Source organism: Pseudomonas sp. R3-56 (assembly GCF_051132075.1).
Classification (GTDB): Bacteria; Pseudomonadota; Gammaproteobacteria; order Pseudomonadales; family Pseudomonadaceae; genus Aquipseudomonas.
This window is the reverse complement of sequence record NZ_CP071657.1, coordinates 5,180,818-5,198,438: the sequence shown is the minus strand read 5'-3', so window position 1 is coordinate 5,198,438 and position 17,621 is coordinate 5,180,818. Positions and strand designations below refer to the sequence as shown.

19 protein-coding genes are annotated in these 17,621 nt (G+C 60.9%); 10 read left to right on the top strand and 9 right to left on the bottom strand.

The features are described 5' to 3' along the window. Positions 1–34: 34 nt before the first annotated feature. The 6 genes from J3P96_RS23695 to J3P96_RS23670 all read right to left on the bottom strand — a co-directional run bounded on the left by J3P96_RS23695 (position 35) and on the right by J3P96_RS23670 (position 5,030). Positions 35–1,528: an RNA polymerase factor sigma-54 gene (locus J3P96_RS23695; RefSeq protein WP_434653674.1), complete on the bottom strand. Its 1,494-nt coding sequence runs from the start codon at positions 1,526–1,528 to the stop codon at positions 35–37. A 163-nt stretch (positions 1,529–1,691) separates the two neighbouring features. Continuing rightward, positions 1,692–2,417 (bottom strand): LPS export ABC transporter ATP-binding protein, encoded by a 726-nt coding sequence (gene lptB / locus J3P96_RS23690; RefSeq protein WP_305496791.1) that lies wholly within the window; start codon positions 2,415–2,417, stop codon positions 1,692–1,694. After that, positions 2,417–2,965: a lipopolysaccharide transport periplasmic protein LptA gene (gene lptA, locus J3P96_RS23685; protein ID WP_305496790.1), complete on the bottom strand. Its 549-nt coding sequence runs from the start codon at positions 2,963–2,965 to the stop codon at positions 2,417–2,419. Before lptA ends, lptB begins: the two co-directional genes overlap by 1 nt. Beyond that, entirely contained in the window at positions 2,952–3,524 is a 573-nt protein-coding gene (gene lptC / locus J3P96_RS23680; protein ID WP_434653673.1) for an LPS export ABC transporter periplasmic protein LptC, read from the bottom strand. The genes lptA and lptC overlap by 14 nt, the downstream gene beginning before the upstream one ends. 7 nt (positions 3,525–3,531) lie before the next feature. After that, positions 3,532–4,056: a KdsC family phosphatase gene (locus tag J3P96_RS23675; RefSeq protein WP_305496788.1), complete on the bottom strand. Its 525-nt coding sequence runs from the start codon at positions 4,054–4,056 to the stop codon at positions 3,532–3,534. Then, complete coding sequence (locus tag J3P96_RS23670) at positions 4,056–5,030, bottom strand: KpsF/GutQ family sugar-phosphate isomerase (protein ID WP_434653672.1); 975 nt, start codon at positions 5,028–5,030, stop codon at positions 4,056–4,058. Before J3P96_RS23670 ends, J3P96_RS23675 begins: the two co-directional genes overlap by 1 nt. A 272-nt stretch (positions 5,031–5,302) precedes the next feature. Here J3P96_RS23670 and J3P96_RS23665 point away from each other — a divergent pair, with 272 nt between their 5' ends. The 10 genes from J3P96_RS23665 to hisC all read left to right on the top strand — a co-directional run bounded on the left by J3P96_RS23665 (position 5,303) and on the right by hisC (position 13,278). Then, positions 5,303–6,112: an ATP-binding cassette domain-containing protein gene (locus J3P96_RS23665; RefSeq protein ID WP_434653671.1), complete on the top strand. Its 810-nt coding sequence runs from the start codon at positions 5,303–5,305 to the stop codon at positions 6,110–6,112. Continuing rightward, complete coding sequence (gene mlaE, locus J3P96_RS23660; protein ID WP_434561153.1) at positions 6,112–6,909, top strand: lipid asymmetry maintenance ABC transporter permease subunit MlaE; 798 nt, start codon at positions 6,112–6,114, stop codon at positions 6,907–6,909. Before J3P96_RS23665 ends, mlaE begins: the two co-directional genes overlap by 1 nt. Next, positions 6,909–7,376 carry an outer membrane lipid asymmetry maintenance protein MlaD gene (mlaD, locus tag J3P96_RS23655; RefSeq protein ID WP_186613429.1) on the top strand — a complete coding sequence of 156 codons (468 nt, stop codon included), beginning with the start codon at positions 6,909–6,911 and terminating at the stop codon, positions 7,374–7,376. Before mlaE ends, mlaD begins: the two co-directional genes overlap by 1 nt. Positions 7,377–7,387: 11 nt before the next feature. After that, the gene (locus tag J3P96_RS23650; RefSeq protein WP_434653670.1) at positions 7,388–8,041 is read left to right on the top strand and encodes an MlaC/ttg2D family ABC transporter substrate-binding protein; all 654 of its coding nucleotides are present in this window, start codon (positions 7,388–7,390) and stop codon (positions 8,039–8,041) included. Between the two features lie 8 nt (positions 8,042–8,049). Beyond that, entirely contained in the window at positions 8,050–8,355 is a 306-nt protein-coding gene (locus tag J3P96_RS23645; RefSeq protein WP_434658311.1) for an STAS domain-containing protein, read from the top strand. A gap of 114 nt (positions 8,356–8,469) precedes the next feature. After that, positions 8,470–8,709 carry a BolA family protein gene (locus J3P96_RS23640; protein WP_007953556.1) on the top strand — a complete coding sequence of 80 codons (240 nt, stop codon included), beginning with the start codon at positions 8,470–8,472 and terminating at the stop codon, positions 8,707–8,709. Between the two features lie 22 nt (positions 8,710–8,731). Further along, the gene (murA, locus tag J3P96_RS23635; protein ID WP_305496778.1) at positions 8,732–9,997 is read left to right on the top strand and encodes a UDP-N-acetylglucosamine 1-carboxyvinyltransferase; all 1,266 of its coding nucleotides are present in this window, start codon (positions 8,732–8,734) and stop codon (positions 9,995–9,997) included. 129 nt (positions 9,998–10,126) lie between these two features. Beyond that, positions 10,127–10,762 carry an ATP phosphoribosyltransferase gene (hisG, locus tag J3P96_RS23630; RefSeq protein WP_305496776.1) on the top strand — a complete coding sequence of 212 codons (636 nt, stop codon included), beginning with the start codon at positions 10,127–10,129 and terminating at the stop codon, positions 10,760–10,762. A 124-nt stretch (positions 10,763–10,886) separates the two neighbouring features. Further along, positions 10,887–12,224: a histidinol dehydrogenase gene (gene hisD, locus J3P96_RS23625; protein WP_434653669.1), complete on the top strand. Its 1,338-nt coding sequence runs from the start codon at positions 10,887–10,889 to the stop codon at positions 12,222–12,224. Between the two features lies 1 nt (position 12,225). Beyond that, the gene (gene hisC / locus J3P96_RS23620) at positions 12,226–13,278 is read left to right on the top strand and encodes a histidinol-phosphate transaminase (protein ID WP_434653668.1); all 1,053 of its coding nucleotides are present in this window, start codon (positions 12,226–12,228) and stop codon (positions 13,276–13,278) included. 70 nt (positions 13,279–13,348) lie between these two features. Here hisC and J3P96_RS23615 read toward each other — a convergent pair whose 3' ends face one another. The 3 genes from J3P96_RS23615 to algW form a co-directional block, all read right to left on the bottom strand. Beyond that, positions 13,349–14,068 (bottom strand): DUF4198 domain-containing protein, encoded by a 720-nt coding sequence (locus J3P96_RS23615; RefSeq protein ID WP_434653667.1) that lies wholly within the window; start codon positions 14,066–14,068, stop codon positions 13,349–13,351. Between the two features lie 14 nt (positions 14,069–14,082). Beyond that, positions 14,083–16,188 carry a TonB-dependent siderophore receptor gene (locus tag J3P96_RS23610; protein ID WP_434653666.1) on the bottom strand — a complete coding sequence of 702 codons (2,106 nt, stop codon included), beginning with the start codon at positions 16,186–16,188 and terminating at the stop codon, positions 14,083–14,085. 255 nt (positions 16,189–16,443) lie between these two features. Beyond that, entirely contained in the window at positions 16,444–17,604 is a 1,161-nt protein-coding gene (gene algW, locus J3P96_RS23605) for a Do family serine endopeptidase AlgW (RefSeq protein WP_305496771.1), read from the bottom strand. Positions 17,605–17,621: the final 17 nt, after the last annotated feature.

The following is a 17,621-nucleotide window of genomic DNA, read 5'->3' as shown; positions in this document are numbered from 1 at the left end:
AATACCTGCCACTGGAACGCTGTGGCGTGGCCTGTTACATCAACCGCTTGCGTTCGCTCGAAGGCGCGATTCCCAGGGATTCGCGGTATTTGGCGACGGTACGGCGGGCCACCTGAATGCCTTGTGCCTCCAGTAAACCAGCGATCTTGCTGTCACTCAACGGCTTTTTCTGATTTTCCGCAGCGACCAGTTTTTTAATGATCGCGCGGATGGCCGTGGACGAGCATTCACCGCCTTCGGAGGTACTGACGTGGCTGGAGAAAAAGTATTTCAATTCATAGATGCCCCTTGGGGTATGCATGAATTTCTGGGTAGTCACCCTCGAAATCGTCGACTCGTGCATGCCCACCGCCTCGGCGATGTCATGCAAGACCAACGGTTTCATCGCTTCGTCACCGTACTCCAGGAAGCCGCGCTGATGCTCGACGATCTGGGTGGCGACTTTCATCAGGGTTTCGTTGCGGCTTTGCAGGCTCTTGATGAACCAGCGCGCCTCCTGCAACTGATTGCGCATGAAGGTATTGTCGGCGCTGGTGTCGGCGCGCTTCACGAAACCGGCGTATTGGGCATTGACCCGCAGCTTGGGAACCGATTCCTGGTTCAGCTCCACCAGCCAGCGATCGTTGTGTTTGCGCACGATCACATCGGGGACGACATACTCGGGCTCGGTGGATTCGATTTGCGAGCCGGGGCGCGGATTCAGGCTTTGCACCAGCTCGATGACCTGGCGCAGCTCATCTTCCTTGAGCTTCATCCGGCGCATCAGCTGGCTGTAGTCGCGGCCGCCCAACAGGTCGATGTAATCGGTGACCAGGCGCTTGGCTTCGGCCAGCCATGGCGTCTTGGCGGACAGCTGGCGCAATTGCAGCAGCAGGCATTCGCCTAGGTTGCGAGCGCCAATGCCGGCGGGTTCGAATTGCTGGATGCGATGCAGGACAGCTTCGATCTCGTCCAGCTCGATATCGAGCTCCGGGTCAAAGGCTTCGAGGATTTCTTCGAGGGTCTCGTCCAAGTAGCCCTGGTTGTTGATGCAATCGATCAACGTCACCGCGATCAGACGGTCGGTATCCGACATCGGCGCCAGGTTCAGTTGCCACAGCAGATGGCTTTGCAGGCTTTCGCCAGCAGAGGTGCGAGTGGTGAAGTCCCACTCGTCGTCGTCACCGCCTGGCAGGCTGCTGGCGCTGGTCTGGTAGACGTCTTCCCACGCCGTGTCCACGGGCAGGTCATTGGGAATGCGTTCGCTCCATTCGCCATCGTCGAGGTTATCTACCGTCGGGGCGGCTTCCTGATAGGACGGTTCCGGGACCTCCGGGGTGGTTTTCTGCTCGATGTTGTCGGCCAGTGGGTCGGTATTGTCGAAGTCGTCGCCTTCTTCCTGGCGTTCGAGCATCGGATTGGACTCCAGCGCCTCCTGGATTTCCTGTTGCAGGTCCAGGGTCGACAATTGGAGTAGGCGGATAGCCTGTTGCAGCTGCGGTGTCATCGTCAGCTGCTGGCCCATTCTCAAGACTAGCGATGGTTTCATGGCTGGGGCTTAACACCTTATTCGCCGGCGCACATGCGCCATCCACTACAGGGCGCCGAAGCGCCAAACTTAAGCAAATTATATGCCTGAAACTGAAGTGTTTGCCTAGGGGGCTATCTCAATTAATTGAGGGCGCCCGGGCATCCGCCAGGCCACCTTCGGCTTAAAGGCGGAACTCATGGCCCAGGTATACTTCCTTGACCAGTTCGTTGGCCAGGATGGTGGCGGAGTCGCCCTCGGCGATCAGCTGGCCATCGTTGACGATGTAGGCGGTTTCACAGATATCCAGCGTCTCGCGCACGTTGTGGTCGGTGATCAGCACGCCGATTCCCTTGGCCTTGAGGTGATGGATGATCTGCTTGATGTCGCCCACCGAAATCGGGTCCACGCCGGCAAACGGCTCATCCAGCAGAATGAATTTCGGCGCGGTGGCCAGGGCACGGGCGATCTCCACGCGGCGACGTTCGCCACCGGAAAGGCTCATGCCCAGGTTGTCGCGAATGTGGCTGATATGGAACTCCTGCAGCAGGCTTTCCAGCTCCTGGCGACGGCCGGCCTTGTCGAGCTCCTGGCGGGTTTCCAGGATCGCCATGATGTTGTCGGCTACCGACAACTTGCGAAAGATCGACGCCTCTTGTGGCAGGTAGCCAATGCCAGCCTTTGCCCGGCCATGCATCGGCCGGTGGCTGACGTCCAGGTCATCGATCAGTACGCGACCCTGGTCGGCCTGCACCAGGCCGACAATCATGTAGAAACAGGTGGTCTTGCCCGCGCCATTAGGGCCGAGCAGACCAACGATCTGGCCGCTTTCGATGGACAGGCTGACATCACGCACGACTTGGCGGTTCTTGTAGCTCTTGGCCAGATGCTGAGCTTTCAGAGTTGCCATTACTGGGCCTTCTGCTCGTCGGTTTTCTTTTTCGGTTGGATCACCATGTCGATGCGTGGGCGCGATTCGGTGACCTTGCTGCCTGTGGCGCGACCGGCGCTGGCGAGTTTCTTGTTGGTGTCGTAGACGATTTTCTCGCCTTGGGTCACGTTGTTGTCCTTGTCGACAACCTTGGCGCGGTCGATCAATACGACGCGGTCTTGGGAGGCGTGGTACTGGATGGTGACGCCATAACCCTGGACCGGCTTGGTGTCGCCCGCGGTCTGCATTTGCTCGAAGTAGGCCAGGTTGCCTACCGAGGTAACCACGTCGATGTCGCCGGACTGGGTGCGGGTGATGGTCACGGTGTTGCCGGTGACCTTCATCGAACCCTGGGTGATGATCACGTCACCTTTATAAGTGGCGACGCCGTTCTTGTCGTCCAGTTGCGCGTCGTCGGCCTGGATGCGGATAGGCTGGTCGCGGTCGGTGGGGAGGGCCCAGGCGCTCGCGCTTCCCAGTGCTGCGCCCAGACTGAGCAAAATAGGGAGGGTTTTAGCGAGCTTCATACTGTCCTCTTACGTTCGATAGCAGGTGTATCCTGCTTTCCTTCAAATAGGCCTTCATTCCCGTGCCGGTCGACACGCCGCCGGCGCCGTCGATTCTAACGGGTTGCTCGGTCTGCGCATATTGGCGCTGCGGGAAGACTGTCATACGGGTACTGGTAATGATGGTCGTACGGTTCTTCTCATCGGTTCGGGCCACGCGTACCGAGTCGATCAGTTCCACCTCGGTGCCGCCGGGATTGACCTCGGCACGCTCGCTTTGTACGTGCCACGGAAACTCCGTGCCGCGGAACATGTTCAGATCCGGCTTGGTGACCAGCGTGATGTCGCTGGTCTTTACGTGATCGACCTTGTCCGAGGTCATCTCATACTGCACCTTGCCGTCAGGCAGGTACTGCAAGGTGTGCGTGTTGGTCGCGTACCAGTCGATATCGTTCTCCGGCGCCTGGACCGCGGGCTGGTCGAGGAAGCGTTCCGGGCTGATGTTCCAGTAGCCCACCGCCGCGAAGATCGCGGCGATACAGCCGAACACCAGGATGGTGCGAATTTTCTTGCTCAGCATAGGTGGCTCACAGGTACGCGGCGTTGGCCGCTTCGAGGTGGCCCTGGGCACGCAGGATCAGTTCACAGAATTCGCGGGCCGCGCCTTCGCCGCCCCTCGCCGTGGTAACGCCATGGGCGTGCTCGCGTACGAAGGCTGCCGCGTTGGCCACGGCCATGCCCAGGCCGACACGGCGGATCACCGGAAGGTCTGGCAGGTCGTCACCGAGGTAGGCGACCTGCTCATAGCTTAGATTGAGTTGGCCGAGGAGTTCATCCAGCACCACCAATTTGTCTTCGCGGCCCTGATAAAGGTGCGGGATGCCGAGGTTCTTCGCTCGCCGTTCGACCACCGGGGTCTTGCGGCCACTGATGATAGCGGTCTGCACGCCGGTGGCCATCAGCATCTTGATGCCCTGGCCATCAAGGGTGTTGAACGTCTTGAATTCGCTGCCGTCTTCGAGGAAATACAGGCGGCCATCGGTCAGCACACCATCCACGTCGAACACTGCCAGTTTGATTGCTTTGCCGCGTTGCAACAGGTCTGTGCTCATTACATGACTCCCGCACGCAGCAAGTCGTGCATATTCAGGGCGCCCACCGGGCGGTCTTCGTCGTCGACCACCACCAGGGCGCTGATCTTGTGGTCTTCCATGATCTTCAAGGCTTCGGCGGCCAGCATCTCGGCCCGGGCCGTCTTGCCGTGGGGGGTCATGACCTCGTCGATGGTCGTGCTATGGATATCGACGGTGCGATCCAGGGTGCGACGCAGGTCGCCGTCGGTGAAGATTCCGGCGAGCTTGCCGTCCGCCTCCAGGATAACGGTCATGCCCAGCCCCTTGCGGGTCATTTCCATGAGGGCGTCCTTGAGCAGCGTGCCACGTTGTATCTGCGGCAATGCTTCCCCCGCGTGCATCACGTTCTCGACCTTGAGCAGCAGCCGGCGGCCCAGGGCGCCACCGGGGTGGGAGAAAGCGAAATCCTCGGCGGTAAAGCCCCTGGCTTCCAGCAAGGCCACGGCCAGGGCGTCGCCCATGACCAGCGCCGCCGTGGTGGAAGAAGTGGGGGCCAGGTTCAGCGGGCAGGCTTCGTGTTCGACATGCACGTTGAGGTTTACCTCTGCGGCCTTTGCCAGCGGCGAGTCGGGATTGCCGGTGAGACTGATCAACTGGATGCCCAGGCGCTTGATCAACGGCAGCAGGGTAACGATTTCATTGGTGGAGCCGGAGTTCGACAATGCCAGGATGATGTCGTCCCGAGTGATCATGCCCATGTCACCGTGGCTGGCTTCGGCAGGATGGACAAAAAACGCCGGGGTGCCGGTGCTGGCCAGGGTCGCGGCAATCTTGTTGCCGATGTGCCCGGATTTGCCCATGCCTACCACCACCACGCGGCCCTTGCTGGACAGAATCATCTCGCAGGCCCGTACGAAATCAGCATCGATATGAGCCAGCAAACCTTGCACGGCTTCGAGTTCGAGGCGGAGGGTACGTTGTGCCGATTGAATCAGTTCGCTGGATTGTCTCATGTCGAAATCGTATAGCCCGATGAAAAGGCGGCGATTATACCGGCAATGAACGATTCCCTCACGTTAGTTCGTCGTGCTTTGTTCGGGTAGCCCCACGGCCTGACATGAAATGTGACGCTTTACTTCAAGCGAGGCTTAACGGGCGGGCGCCGGCCTTGGGCGCTTGGCCGTTGCAGTGATATAGTTCGCCGCCGGTTCGTGTGCCCGGCGTTACCGGCGTTTGTCGGCTGGCCGGGACATCCGAATATGAGGCTGCATCGCAAGGAGTTTAGATGAGTGCCGACAACGCCTACGCGGTCGAGCTGAAGGGGCTGTCCTTCAAGCGAGGGACGCGCAGCATTTTTAATGACATCGATATTCGCATCCCGCGCGGCAAGGTGACCGGTATCATGGGGCCCTCCGGCTGCGGCAAGACTACGCTGCTGCGCCTGATGGGGGCACAATTGCGCCCCAGCGCCGGCGAAGTCTGGGTCAATGGCCAGAATCTTCCAGAATTGTCGCGCAGCGATCTGTTCGACGCGCGCAAGCATATGGGCGTGCTGTTCCAGAGCGGTGCGCTGTTTACCGATCTGGACGTGTTCGAAAACGTGGCGTTTCCCCTGCGGGTCCATACGGAGCTGCCGGAAGAGATGATCCGCGATATTGTCCTGCTCAAATTGCAGGCAGTCGGGCTGCGCGGTGCCCTGGAGCTGATGCCGGACGAACTGTCCGGTGGCATGAAGCGTCGGGTCGCGTTGGCTCGGGCGATTGCCCTCGATCCGCGGATACTCATGTACGACGAGCCCTTCGTCGGGCAGGACCCTATCGCCATGGGCGTGCTGGTGCGCCTGATCCGCTTGCTCAACGATGCGTTGGGCATCACCAGTATCGTGGTGTCCCACGATCTGGCCGAAACCGCGAGCATCGCTGACTACATCTATGTGGTCGGCGATGGCCAGGTGCTGGGGCAGGGCACGCCCCAGGAGCTGAAGGAATCGGACAACCCGCGTATTCGCCAATTCATGAAAGGTGATCCGGACGGCCCGGTGGCGTTCCATTTTCCGGCCACGGATTACCGTACCGATCTGCTGGGGACGCGCTGATGCGCAAGAAGTCATTGATAGAAAGAGTCCGCCTGTTCGGTCGCTCCGGCATCGACGTGGTGGCCGTGCTGGGGCGTTCCTCGCTGTTCCTGATGCATGCCTTGCTCGGTCGCAACTCGACCGGCGGCGGTTTTGGCCTGCTGGTCAAGCAACTGCATTCGGTGGGGGTGATGTCCCTGGTGATCATCGTCGTCTCGGGGATTTTCATCGGCATGGTCCTGGCGCTCCAGGGCTTCAGCATATTGTCCAGCTACGGTTCGGAGCAGGCGGTCGGGCAGATGGTTGCGCTGACCTTGCTGCGTGAGCTCGGCCCCGTGGTCACGGCGCTGCTGTTTGCCGGGCGCGCCGGTTCGGCGTTGACGGCCGAGATCGGTAACATGAAGTCCACCGAACAGTTGTCGAGCCTGGAAATGATCGGGGTCGACCCGCTCAAGTACATCATTGCCCCACGCTTGTGGGCCGGCTTCATTTCCCTGCCGGTGCTGGCAATGATCTTCAGTGTCGTAGGGATCTGGGGCGGCTCATGGGTTGCCGTCGATTGGCTGGGGGTCTATGAAGGCTCCTACTGGGCCAACATGCAGAACAGCGTCGATTTTCTCGACGATGTGCTCAACGGTGTGATCAAGAGTGCCGTATTCGCTTTCGTGGTGACCTGGATCGCCGTGTTTCAAGGTTATGACTGTGAGCCCACGTCAGAGGGGATCAGCCGTGCCACAACCAAGACCGTGGTATACGCCTCGTTGGCCGTCCTGGGCCTTGACTTTATTCTGACCGCCTTGATGTTTGGAGATTTCTGATGCAAAACCGCACCCTGGAAATCGGTGTCGGCCTTTTCCTGCTGGCTGGCATCCTGGCTTTGCTGTTGCTGGCCCTGCGGGTCAGTGGACTGGCGCCGACCGCAAGCACCGATACTTATAAACTTTATGCTTATTTTGACAATATCGCCGGTTTGACTGTCAGAGCCAAGGTGACCATGGCCGGTGTGACCATCGGCAAGGTCACGGCAATCGATCTGGATCGCGACAGTTTCACCGGTCGGGTGACGCTGCAGCTGGAAAAGCGCGTGGATAACCTGCCGACTGACTCCACTGCATCTATCCTCACGGCTGGGCTGTTGGGTGAGAAATACATCGGTATCAGCGTGGGCGGGGAAGACTCCCTGCTCAAGGATGGCGGGACCATTCACGACACGCAGTCGTCGCTGGTGCTTGAGGACCTGATCGGTAAATTCCTGCTCAATACCGTTAGCAAAGACGCCAAATGAGGAGCTTTTGAATGATCTCTATCCTGCGACGCAGCCTGCTGGTCCTGCTGGCGGCGCTGCCGCTGATGGGCAACGCCGTGGCGGCGCCTTCGGCGCACGACATCATCAAGACGACCACCGACCAACTGTTGGCCGATCTGTCGGCGAACAAGGAAAAGTACAAGCAGGACCCGGGCGCATTCTACGAGTCCTTGAATCGTATCGTCGGGCCGGTGGTGGATGCCGACGGTATTTCCAAGAGCATCATGACCGTCAAGTATTCGCGCAAGGCTACGCCCGCGCAGATGACCCGCTTCCAGGAAAACTTCAAGCGCAGCCTGTTCCAGTTCTATGGCAACGCCTTGCTCGAGTACAACAACCAGGGGATCACGGTCGACCCGGCCAAGGATGAGTCAGGCGAGCGCACCAGCGTCGGCATGACGGTCAAGGGTAACAATGGCGCCGTTTACCCGGTTTCCTACACGCTCGAGAAAATCAACGGCGAGTGGAACGTACGCAACGTGATCATCAACGGCATCAACATCGGCAAGTTGTTCCGTGACCAGTTCGCCGATGCGATGCAGCGTAATGGCAATGACCTGGACAAGACCATCAACGGTTGGGCCGGTGAAGTCGCCAAGGCCAAGGAAGTTGCCGAAGACGCCCAAGAGAAGCAGCAACAATGAATGAGCCGGTGAGTGAATCGGCCATTCGCCTGGGCGAGGCCGGCGTGCTGCTGCTCAGCGGCGTGCTGGATTACCGTACCGGCCCTGGATTGCGCAAGCAGGGCCAGGCGCTGATCAAGTCCGCGAAGACTGCGGAGCTGGTTATCGACTGTTCGGGCGTGCAGAAGTCCAGCAGCGTCGGCCTGTCGCTGCTGCTGTGCTTCATGCGCGACGCCAGGGCCGCCGGCAAGACGTGGAGCATCCGCGGGATGCCCGAAGACATGCGCGAAATAGCCCAGGTCAGCGAATTGACCGAGCTGTTGGCGCATCCCTGACCCACATCGCTGGAAGAGCCCCCTGTCAGAGTCCTGCTTCGCGGGGTTCGCAGGCGCGGGGCTTTTTTGTATGATGTGCGACCCGTGCGCACAGGGCGCCGATTGAGGTTGAGCATGCAGGCTGTAGAAGTGAAGAGCTTCCTTGAAGGAAAGCTGCCTGGTACGCAGGTGGAAGTTGAAGGCGAAGGCTGCAACTTTCAGTTGAACGTGATCAGCGATGAACTGGCGGCGTTGAGCCCAGTGAAGCGTCAGCAGAGCATCTATGCCCATTTGAACCCATGGATCGCCGATGGCAGCATCCACGCGGTCACGATGAAATTTTTCAGCAGCGCGGCCTGGGCCGAGCGCACCTGAGCCCAAGGGCCTCGAGATTCTTATGGATAAACTGATTATTACCGGCGGCGTTCGTCTTGATGGCGAAATCCGTATTTCCGGGGCAAAGAACTCCGCCCTGCCGATCCTGGCCGCGACGCTGCTGTGCGATGGCCCGGTGACTGTGGCCAACCTGCCGCACCTGCACGACATCACCACGATGATCGAGCTGTTCGGTCGCATGGGCATCGAGCCTGTGATCGACGAGAAGCTCAGCGTCGAAATCGACCCGCGCACCATCAAGACCCTGATCGCGCCGTACGAACTGGTGAAGACCATGCGTGCGTCGATCCTGGTACTCGGCCCGATGGTCGCTCGTTTCGGTGAAGCCGAAGTCGCCTTGCCTGGCGGTTGCGCCATCGGTTCGCGTCCGGTGGACCTGCACATCCGTGGCCTCGAAGCCATGGGCGCGGTGATCGACGTCGAAGGCGGCTACATCAAGGCCAAGGCGCCTGAAGGCGGCCTGCGTGGCGCGCATTTCTTCTTCGACACCGTCAGCGTGACCGGTACCGAAAACATCATGATGGCCGCCGCCCTTGCCAAGGGCCGCAGCGTGCTGCAAAACGCTGCCCGCGAGCCTGAAGTCGTCGACCTGGCGAACTTCCTGATCGCCATGGGCGCCAAGATCAGCGGCGCCGGCACCGACACCATCACCATCGATGGCGTCGAGCGCCTGCACTCGGCCACCTATAAAGTGATGCCGGACCGTATCGAAACCGGCACCTACCTGGTAGCCGCCGCCGTCACCGGTGGTCGCGTCAAGGTCAAGGACACCGATCCGACCATCCTCGAAGCCGTCCTGGAGAAACTCAAGGAAGCCGGTGCCGAAGTCACCTGCGGTGCAGACTGGATCGAAGTGAACATGCACGGCAAGCGGCCGAAAGCCGTCAACGTGCGGACCGCTCCATACCCGGCGTTCCCGACTGACATGCAGGCGCAGTTCATCTCCCTCAACGCCATTGCCGAAGGCACGGGCGCGGTGATCGAGACGATCTTCGAAAACCGTTTCATGCACGTCTACGAGCTGCACCGCATGGGCGCAAGGATCCAGGTCGAAGGCAACACGGCCATCGTCACCGGGACCGAAAAACTGAAAGGCGCGCCTGTCATGGCGACCGACCTGCGGGCTTCGGCCAGCCTGGTCATCTCTGCACTGGTTGCCGAAGGCGACACGCTGATCGACCGCATCTACCACATCGACCGTGGCTACGAGTGCATCGAAGAGAAGCTGCAGATGCTCGGCGCCAAGATCCGTCGCGTACCGGGCTAGTACCGGCTGAACGGGCACACGGAAGTGCCCTCTGATTTCGTTTCACATCGAGGGTGGTTGCACCCTCGATGTCTGTCTGGCGCCGCTTGCGACCAGGCATGAGTACCTTGATAAGGACTGACGTTTCCCATGTTGACCATCGCACTGTCCAAGGGCCGCATCCTTGACGACACCCTGCCGCTTCTGGCCGAAGCGGGCATCGTGCCGACCGAGAATCCGGACAAGAGCCGCAAGCTGATCATTCCTACGACCCAGGCCGACGTGCGCTTGTTGATCGTGCGCGCCACCGATGTGCCGACCTATGTGGAACATGGCGCCGCCGATCTGGGCGTAGCCGGCAAGGACGTGCTGATGGAGTATGGCGGCCAGGGCCTTTACGAGCCGCTGGACCTGCGGATCGCCCGTTGCAAGCTGATGACCGCCGGCAAGGTCGGTGCCCCCGAGCCCAAGGGCCGCCTGCGGGTGGCGACCAAGTTCGTCAACATTGCCAAGCGTTACTACGCCGAACAAGGCCGTCAGGTCGACATCATCAAGCTCTACGGCTCGATGGAGCTGGCGCCGCTGATCGGCCTGGCGGACAAGATCATCGACGTCGTCGACACCGGCAATACGTTGCGGGCCAATGGTCTTGAGCCGCAGGATTTCATCGCCGACGTCACCTCCCGGCTGGTCGTCAACAAGGCTTCGATGAAAATGCAGCACGCCCGCATCCAGGCTCTGATCGATACCCTGCGCAAGGCAGTGGAATCGCGACACCGCGGCTGATTCACCTGCGCGACTTCTGCGTCGCGCCCGTCTATCCGCGTCATAGCCAATTTTCTCAGGTGCCCACGCGAATGGACTGGTAGCTTAGGGCGCCTGAGCATTTGCCATTAATGAGGCCCTCGCCATGACCGCTCCCACCTCGATTCGCCGACTCAACGCTGCCGACCCGGATTTCGCACATCATCTGGATCATCTGCTGAGCTGGGAGAGTGTGTCCGACGACTCGGTCAATCAGCGTGTGCTCGACATTATCAAAGCCGTGCGCGAGCGTGGTGATGCCGCGCTGGTGGAGTTCACCCAGAAGTTCGACGGCCTGCAAGTCGCCTCGATGGCCGACCTGATCCTGCCGCGCGAGCGCCTGGAGCTGGCCCTGACCCGAATCACCGTGCCCCAGCGCGAAGCCTTGGAAAAAGCTGCGTCCCGCGTGCGCAGCTATCACGAGAGACAGAAGCAGGATTCCTGGAGCTACACCGAAGCCAATGGCACGGTGCTTGGCCAGAAGGTCACGCCGCTGGACCGCGCCGGCCTGTATGTGCCGGGCGGCAAGGCCTCCTATCCGTCTTCGGTGTTGATGAACGCGATTCCGGCCAAGGTGGCTGGCGTGACCGAAGTGGTCATGGTCGTCCCGACTCCGCGCGGGGAAATCAACGAACTGGTGTTGGCGGCCGCCTGCATCGCCGGCGTCGACCGAGTGTTCACCATCGGCGGTGCGCAGGCCGTGGCTGCGTTGGCCTATGGCACCGAAAGCGTGCCGCGGGTCGACAAGGTGGTCGGGCCGGGCAATATCTATGTCGCCACCGCCAAGCGCCACGTATTTGGCCAGGTCGGCATCGACATGATCGCCGGCCCTTCGGAGATACTCGTGGTCTGCGACGGCCAGACCGACCCGGACTGGATCGCCATGGACCTGTTTTCCCAGGCCGAGCACGACGAAGATGCCCAGGCCATCCTGGTCAGTCCGGATGCCGGGTTCCTCGACAAGGTCGCTGCCAGTATCGCCAAGCTGCTGCCGACCATGGACCGCGCCGAGATCATCAACACCTCGATCAATGGCCGTGGAGCGCTGATCAAGGTCGAAGACATGGAGCAGGCCATCGAGGTCGCCAACCGCATCGCGCCGGAACACCTGGAGTTGTCGGTGGCTGACCCGCAAGCCTGGCTGCCGAAGATTCGCCATGCCGGTGCGATTTTCATGGGCCGTCACACGTCCGAGGCATTGGGTGATTATTGCGCGGGCCCCAACCACGTGCTGCCGACCTCCGGCACCGCGCGTTTCTCGTCGCCGCTGGGCGTTTACGATTTCCAGAAACGTTCGTCGATCATTTTCTGCTCCGAGCAGGGCGCGTCCGAACTGGGCAAGACCGCTTCGGTGCTGGCCCGCGGCGAATCGCTGAGCGCCCACGCCCGTAGCGCCGAGTACCGCATTCTTGACGAGCCATCCATTGAAGGGCAGGGGAACTGAAATGAGTAAATTCTGGAGCCCGTTCGTCAAGAACCTGGTGCCCTACGTGCCGGGCGAACAGCCGAAGCTGACCCGGCTGGTCAAGCTCAACACCAACGAAAATCCCTACGGTCCATCGCCCAAGGCCCTGGCCGCGATGCAGGCCGAGCTGAACGACAATCTGCGCCTGTATCCGGACCCCAACAGTGATTTGCTGAAAAGCGCCGTGGCCCGGTATTACGCAGTGCAGACCAACCAGGTGTTCCTGGGCAACGGTTCGGATGAAGTGCTGGCACACATTTTCCACGGCTTGTTGCAGCACGATCAGCCGTTGTTGTTCCCGGACATCAGCTACAGCTTCTATCCGGTTTATTGCGGGCTGTACGGTATCCAGTTCGATGCGGTGCCGCTGGATGAACAATTCCGGATCGACCCGGCAGACTACGCCAAGCCCAATGGCGGGATCATTTTCCCCAACCCGAATGCGCCGACCGGTTGCCTGCTGGCGCTGGACGCGGTGGAACAGATCCTCAAGGCCAGCCCGGATTCAGTGGTAGTGGTCGATGAGGCCTATATCGATTTCGGCGGCGAAACGGCCATCAGCCTGGTGGATCGTTATCCGAACCTGCTGGTGACACAAACCCTGTCCAAGTCACGCTCGCTGGCGGGGCTGCGCGTGGGCCTGGCGGTGGGCCATCCGGACTTGATCGAAGCGTTGGAGCGGATCAAGAACAGCTTCAACTCCTACCCGCTGGATCGCCTGGCGAATGTCGGCGGCGCGGCAGCGTTCGATGATCGCGAGTATTTTGACCAGACCTGCCGGTCGGTCATCGAGCACCGCGAATGGGTAGTTGGGCAGCTTGAAGTCAGGGGTTTTGAAGTACTGCCGTCGGCGGCCAACTTCATCTTCGCCCGTCACCCCCGACATGACGCGGCGGGGCTGGCGGCGAAACTGCGCGAGCAGGGCGTGATCGTGCGGCACTTCAAGCAGGCGCGCATCGCCCAGTTCCTGCGGATCAGCATCGGCACACCGGAGCAGAACCAGGCACTGATCGAGGCTCTCGGCGAGCTCTAACCTTCAGCACGGCCCTGTGGGAGCGAGCTTGCTCGCGAAGGCGTCGGCTCAGCTCCCGCAGTTTTCGACTTCACTCGTGATGCGGCTCACCGAGGAATGTCAGCGAAGTAAACACCCCGCGCGTCGCGACGTCCTTGTTGTCCTTGAGCGGGATTTCCATGCTTGCGGCGATCACGTTCAAGCCTTCATTGCGCACCAGCACCTTGGCCCGGCCTTCGGCGTCGGTTTCAGTGCTCACGGTGTTCGGTGCGCTGCGGTAGTCGCCGACCAGCTTCACGCCGGCCGCCGGTTTGCCATCGAGCAGCACCCGCACCGGCAACGATTGGCCGGGGCCGACGGTCAGCGGGTCGATTTCCGGCAGGATCACGAACTTGATCGGTTCGAGCTTCGGCAGCTTGGCGCCCGGCTCGTAGATCGCTAGGCTGTACTTGAAGGTCTGGGTTGATTCAATCGCCCCAGGCACTTTGCTGCGGCCTTCGTTGATCCACTTCTTGTCGGCGGTCTGCGACCACATGCCGTTGTCCAGGGCGACCGCTAGCACGGCCGGCGGCTTGAGCGGCTGCAGGCGCGCGTGGTCCGACAAACGCTCCACCGTGACCGGGATCATCTTGCCGCCGAGGTCGTAGGCCCAGGCGCCACTGATTTTCTGCGCCTTGAAGGCGTTGTCTTCGGCGCCGTGGCCGTAGATCACCTCGATATTGCCGCGGCGTTGTTCGGTCCACAGGCCATGGGCCGAGGCGTCGATAGCCAGGAGCATGCCGAGCAGGGCAAAGGTCTTGGGGTATTTCATGCTGATTTTCCTTTTTATAGATCGAGGGTGAGGCTGACAGTGAAGTTGCGCGGATCGCCGGGGGTGACCCAGTAATTGCTGTAGGAGCGTTCGTAGTATTTTTCGTCGAGGACGTTGTTCAGGTTCAGGCCGACGGTGACGTTGTCACTGGCCTTGTAATGGGCCAGCAGATCCACGGTGTGGTAGGCCGGCAGTTCGAAGTCCTTGCCGGCCTCGCCCGAGCGATCGCCGACATAAGTGAATGCCGCGCCAACGTCCGAGCCGCGCAGGTGGCCGTCTTGGAATTCGTAGACCCCAAGCAGGCTGCCGCTGCGCTTGGCAACGCCGAGGATCCGGCTGCCGTCGGGAATCTGCTCGTCGCCCTTGGTCACTTCGGCATCGATGTAGGCGAAGGCGCCAATTACCCGCACGGCGTCGGTCACCTGGCCGGTGACCTGGAGGTCGATGCCCTGGCTGCGGGCCTTGCCCACGGCGCGGCTGAAGTCGGTTCCGGCGACTTGGGTCAGGACGTTTTCCTTCTCTATATGAAAAGCCGCCAGGGTGGTGCTCAGGCGATCGTCGAACAGCTCGCTCTTGATTCCGACTTCATAACCGACACCTTCCTCCGGGTCGAAGGTTTTGCCGCTGGCATCCAGGCCATTATTGGGCTTGAACGAAGTGGAGGCGTTGGCGAACAGCCCGACTTCAGGCGTCAATTGATACAGCAGCCCCGCGCGTTGCGTCAGGGCGTCATGGCGCTGGCGACTGGTGACGTCGTTGACATGATTGTCGATGCTTTGCTCGAAGTGCTCGTAACGCACGCCAAGCAGGCCGCGCAGTTTGTCGGTGAAGACGATCTGGTCCTGCAGGTTCAGGGCCCTGCTTTCGACATGCTCGAAGAAGTCCGTGCCGGAGCGCGTACCGTTGGGTTTTGGCTGGCCGTAGATCGGGTTGTAAATGTCGATGGGATAAGCGCTGCCGGCGATGGTCGTCACGCGCTCGTTCTTGCGGTAGTCCTCGTATTCCGTGCCGATCAGCAGTTCATGTTGCCAGGGGCCGAGGTCGAACTGGCCGCGCAGTTCCAACTGGGTGATGCTGTCGTGCCAATCATTGTCGCGCTCGCGGTAGCGGCGATTCACGGTGTGGCCGTCGGCGTTCAGGGCGCGCGCCTCTGAGGCGAAGCCCCAGAGTTCACCCTGCTTGTAATGGCTGGCCAGACGCAGTTGCCAGGTATCGTTGAGCTGATGCTCAAGGGCGGCCTGGAGCATATTGTTGTGATTGTCGATGTCGCCGTCGTTGGGTTCGCCGAGGAAAGTCGAGCGGGAGACGCCACCCCAGCGATTATTCGGAGCGACGATGCCGCGATCGAACGTCGAGCTGTGGCGCACGATTTCGCTTTCCACCAGCAGTCGAGTGTCCGGGCTCAGTTGCCAACTGATGGACGGGGCCACGAAGACGCGCTTGCTGTCGACGTGATCACGGAAGCTGTGGTTGTCCTCCACCGCCAGGTTTACTCGCGACAGCAGGTTGCCTTCGGCGTCCAGTGGCGTATTGACGTCCAGCGCGGTGCGATAGCGGTCCCAGCTGCCTGCGCTGGTCTGCAGTGTGGTGAAGGCTTCGGGTTGGGGTTTCTTGGTGACAATGTTCACCGTCCCGCCAGGGTCTCCCCGACCATAAAGGCTGGCCGCCGGGCCCTTCAGAACTTCGATGCGTTCGATATTGGCGGCGTCCGGGGTGCTTGGGTAACCGCGGTTGGCGCTGAAGCCGTCCTTGTAGAACTCCGACGTGGTAAAGCCGCGCACGCTGTATTCATAAAGCGTCAGGCCGCCGAAATTGTTCTGCTTCGATACGCCACCGGCATATTCCAGCGCCCGTTCGACGCTGGTACTGCCCATGTCCTTGAGCACGCTGGCGGGAATCACGCTGATGGATTGCGGGACGTCGCGCAGGGCGGTGTCGGTTTTGGTCGCGCTGGCGGAGCGGGTGGCGCGATAGCCTGAAACGGGGCCGGTAGGGGATTCGTACTCGGACGTGACGTTGATGGCGTCCAGTTCCAGGGGCTGGATTTCTTCGGCGAAGGCGGGGTCACCGAGCAGGCCCAGGGCGAGACTGGCAGCGGAAATCCGTTTGAAGGATGACATGTTATGTTGTTCCAATTTTTAGTATTGAAACAATATAACACTACTAATGAGAATTTATGCTATTTCTGGCTCCTGCGATTCGCGGATAGTTTTTGTGGCGAGGGAGCTTGCTCCCGCTGGGTCGGTCCGACGCTTCGGGCGAAGCGGCCCCAGCAGGATCGGATGCGGTCGGTCTGATAGTTTTGAGGTGACAGGTTTTAGGGCCGCTGCGCGACCCAGCGGGAGCAAGCTCCCTCGCCACGGGGGGATGCAGTTTTACTCTTCTTCCTTGAGCACCACCGGTGCCGGCGGTGGACGCAGGCCGATCTCGGCGGTGAGCTTGAGCTCCTTGCCGTTGCGCATCACCTGGATGGTGACCTTGTCGGTGGGCTTGATCCGCGCCACCTGGTTCATCGAGCGGCGGCCGTCGCCGGCCGGTTCGCCGTCGATGCTGAGGATCACGTCGCCCAATTGCAGGCCGGCTTTCTGGGCCGGACCGTCGCGGAAAATCCCCGCCACGACGATGCCGGGGCGCCCGGACAAGCCAAAGGATTCCGCCAGCTCCTGGGTCAGCGGCTGGACTTCAATGCCCAGCCAGCCGCGAATCACCTGGCCGTGCTCGATGATCGACTTCATCACCTCCATGGCCAGCTTCACCGGAATGGCGAAGCCAATGCCCTGGCTGCCGCCGGACTTGGAGAAGATCGCCGTATTGATCCCGGTGAGGTTGCCATTGGCATCCACCAGCGCACCGCCGGAGTTGCCGGGGTTGATCGCGGCGTCGGTCTGGATGAAATCCTCGTAGTTGTTCAGGCCCAACTGGTTGCGACCGGTGGCGCTGATGATGCCCATGGTCACGGTCTGGCCGACGCCGAACGGGTTGCCGATCGCCAGGGCCACGTCGCCGATACGGATGCTGTCGGAGCGGCCGATGGTGATTGCCGGCAGGTTTTTCAAATCGATCTTCAGCACGGCCAGATCGGTTTCCGGGTCGCTGCCGATCACCCGCGCCAGGGTTTCACGACCGTCCTTGAGTGCCACCACGATCTGGTCGGCACCACTGGTGACGTGGTTGTTGGTCAGGATGTAGCCTTCCGGGCTCATGATGACGCCCGAGCCCAGGCTTGATTCCATGCGCTTCTGCTTGGGGGAGTTGTCACCAAAGAAGCGTCGGAATTGCGGGTCCTCGAACAGCGGGTGACCGGACTTGTTGACGACCTTGGTGGTGTACAGGTTGACCACCGCCGGCGCGGCGAGGGTCACCGCATCCGCATAGGACACGGGGCCCTGCTGCGGAGCCTTGGCCTGCGGTGCCTGTTGCAGGTTGACGTCGAGGCTTGGCAAGCCGACCCATTCCGGGTAGCGCTGGATAATCAGTAGTGCGACAAGTACGCCGGCCAACAGCGGCCAGCCGGAAAAACGCAGCGCCTTGAGCATTAAGCACGTCCTACAGA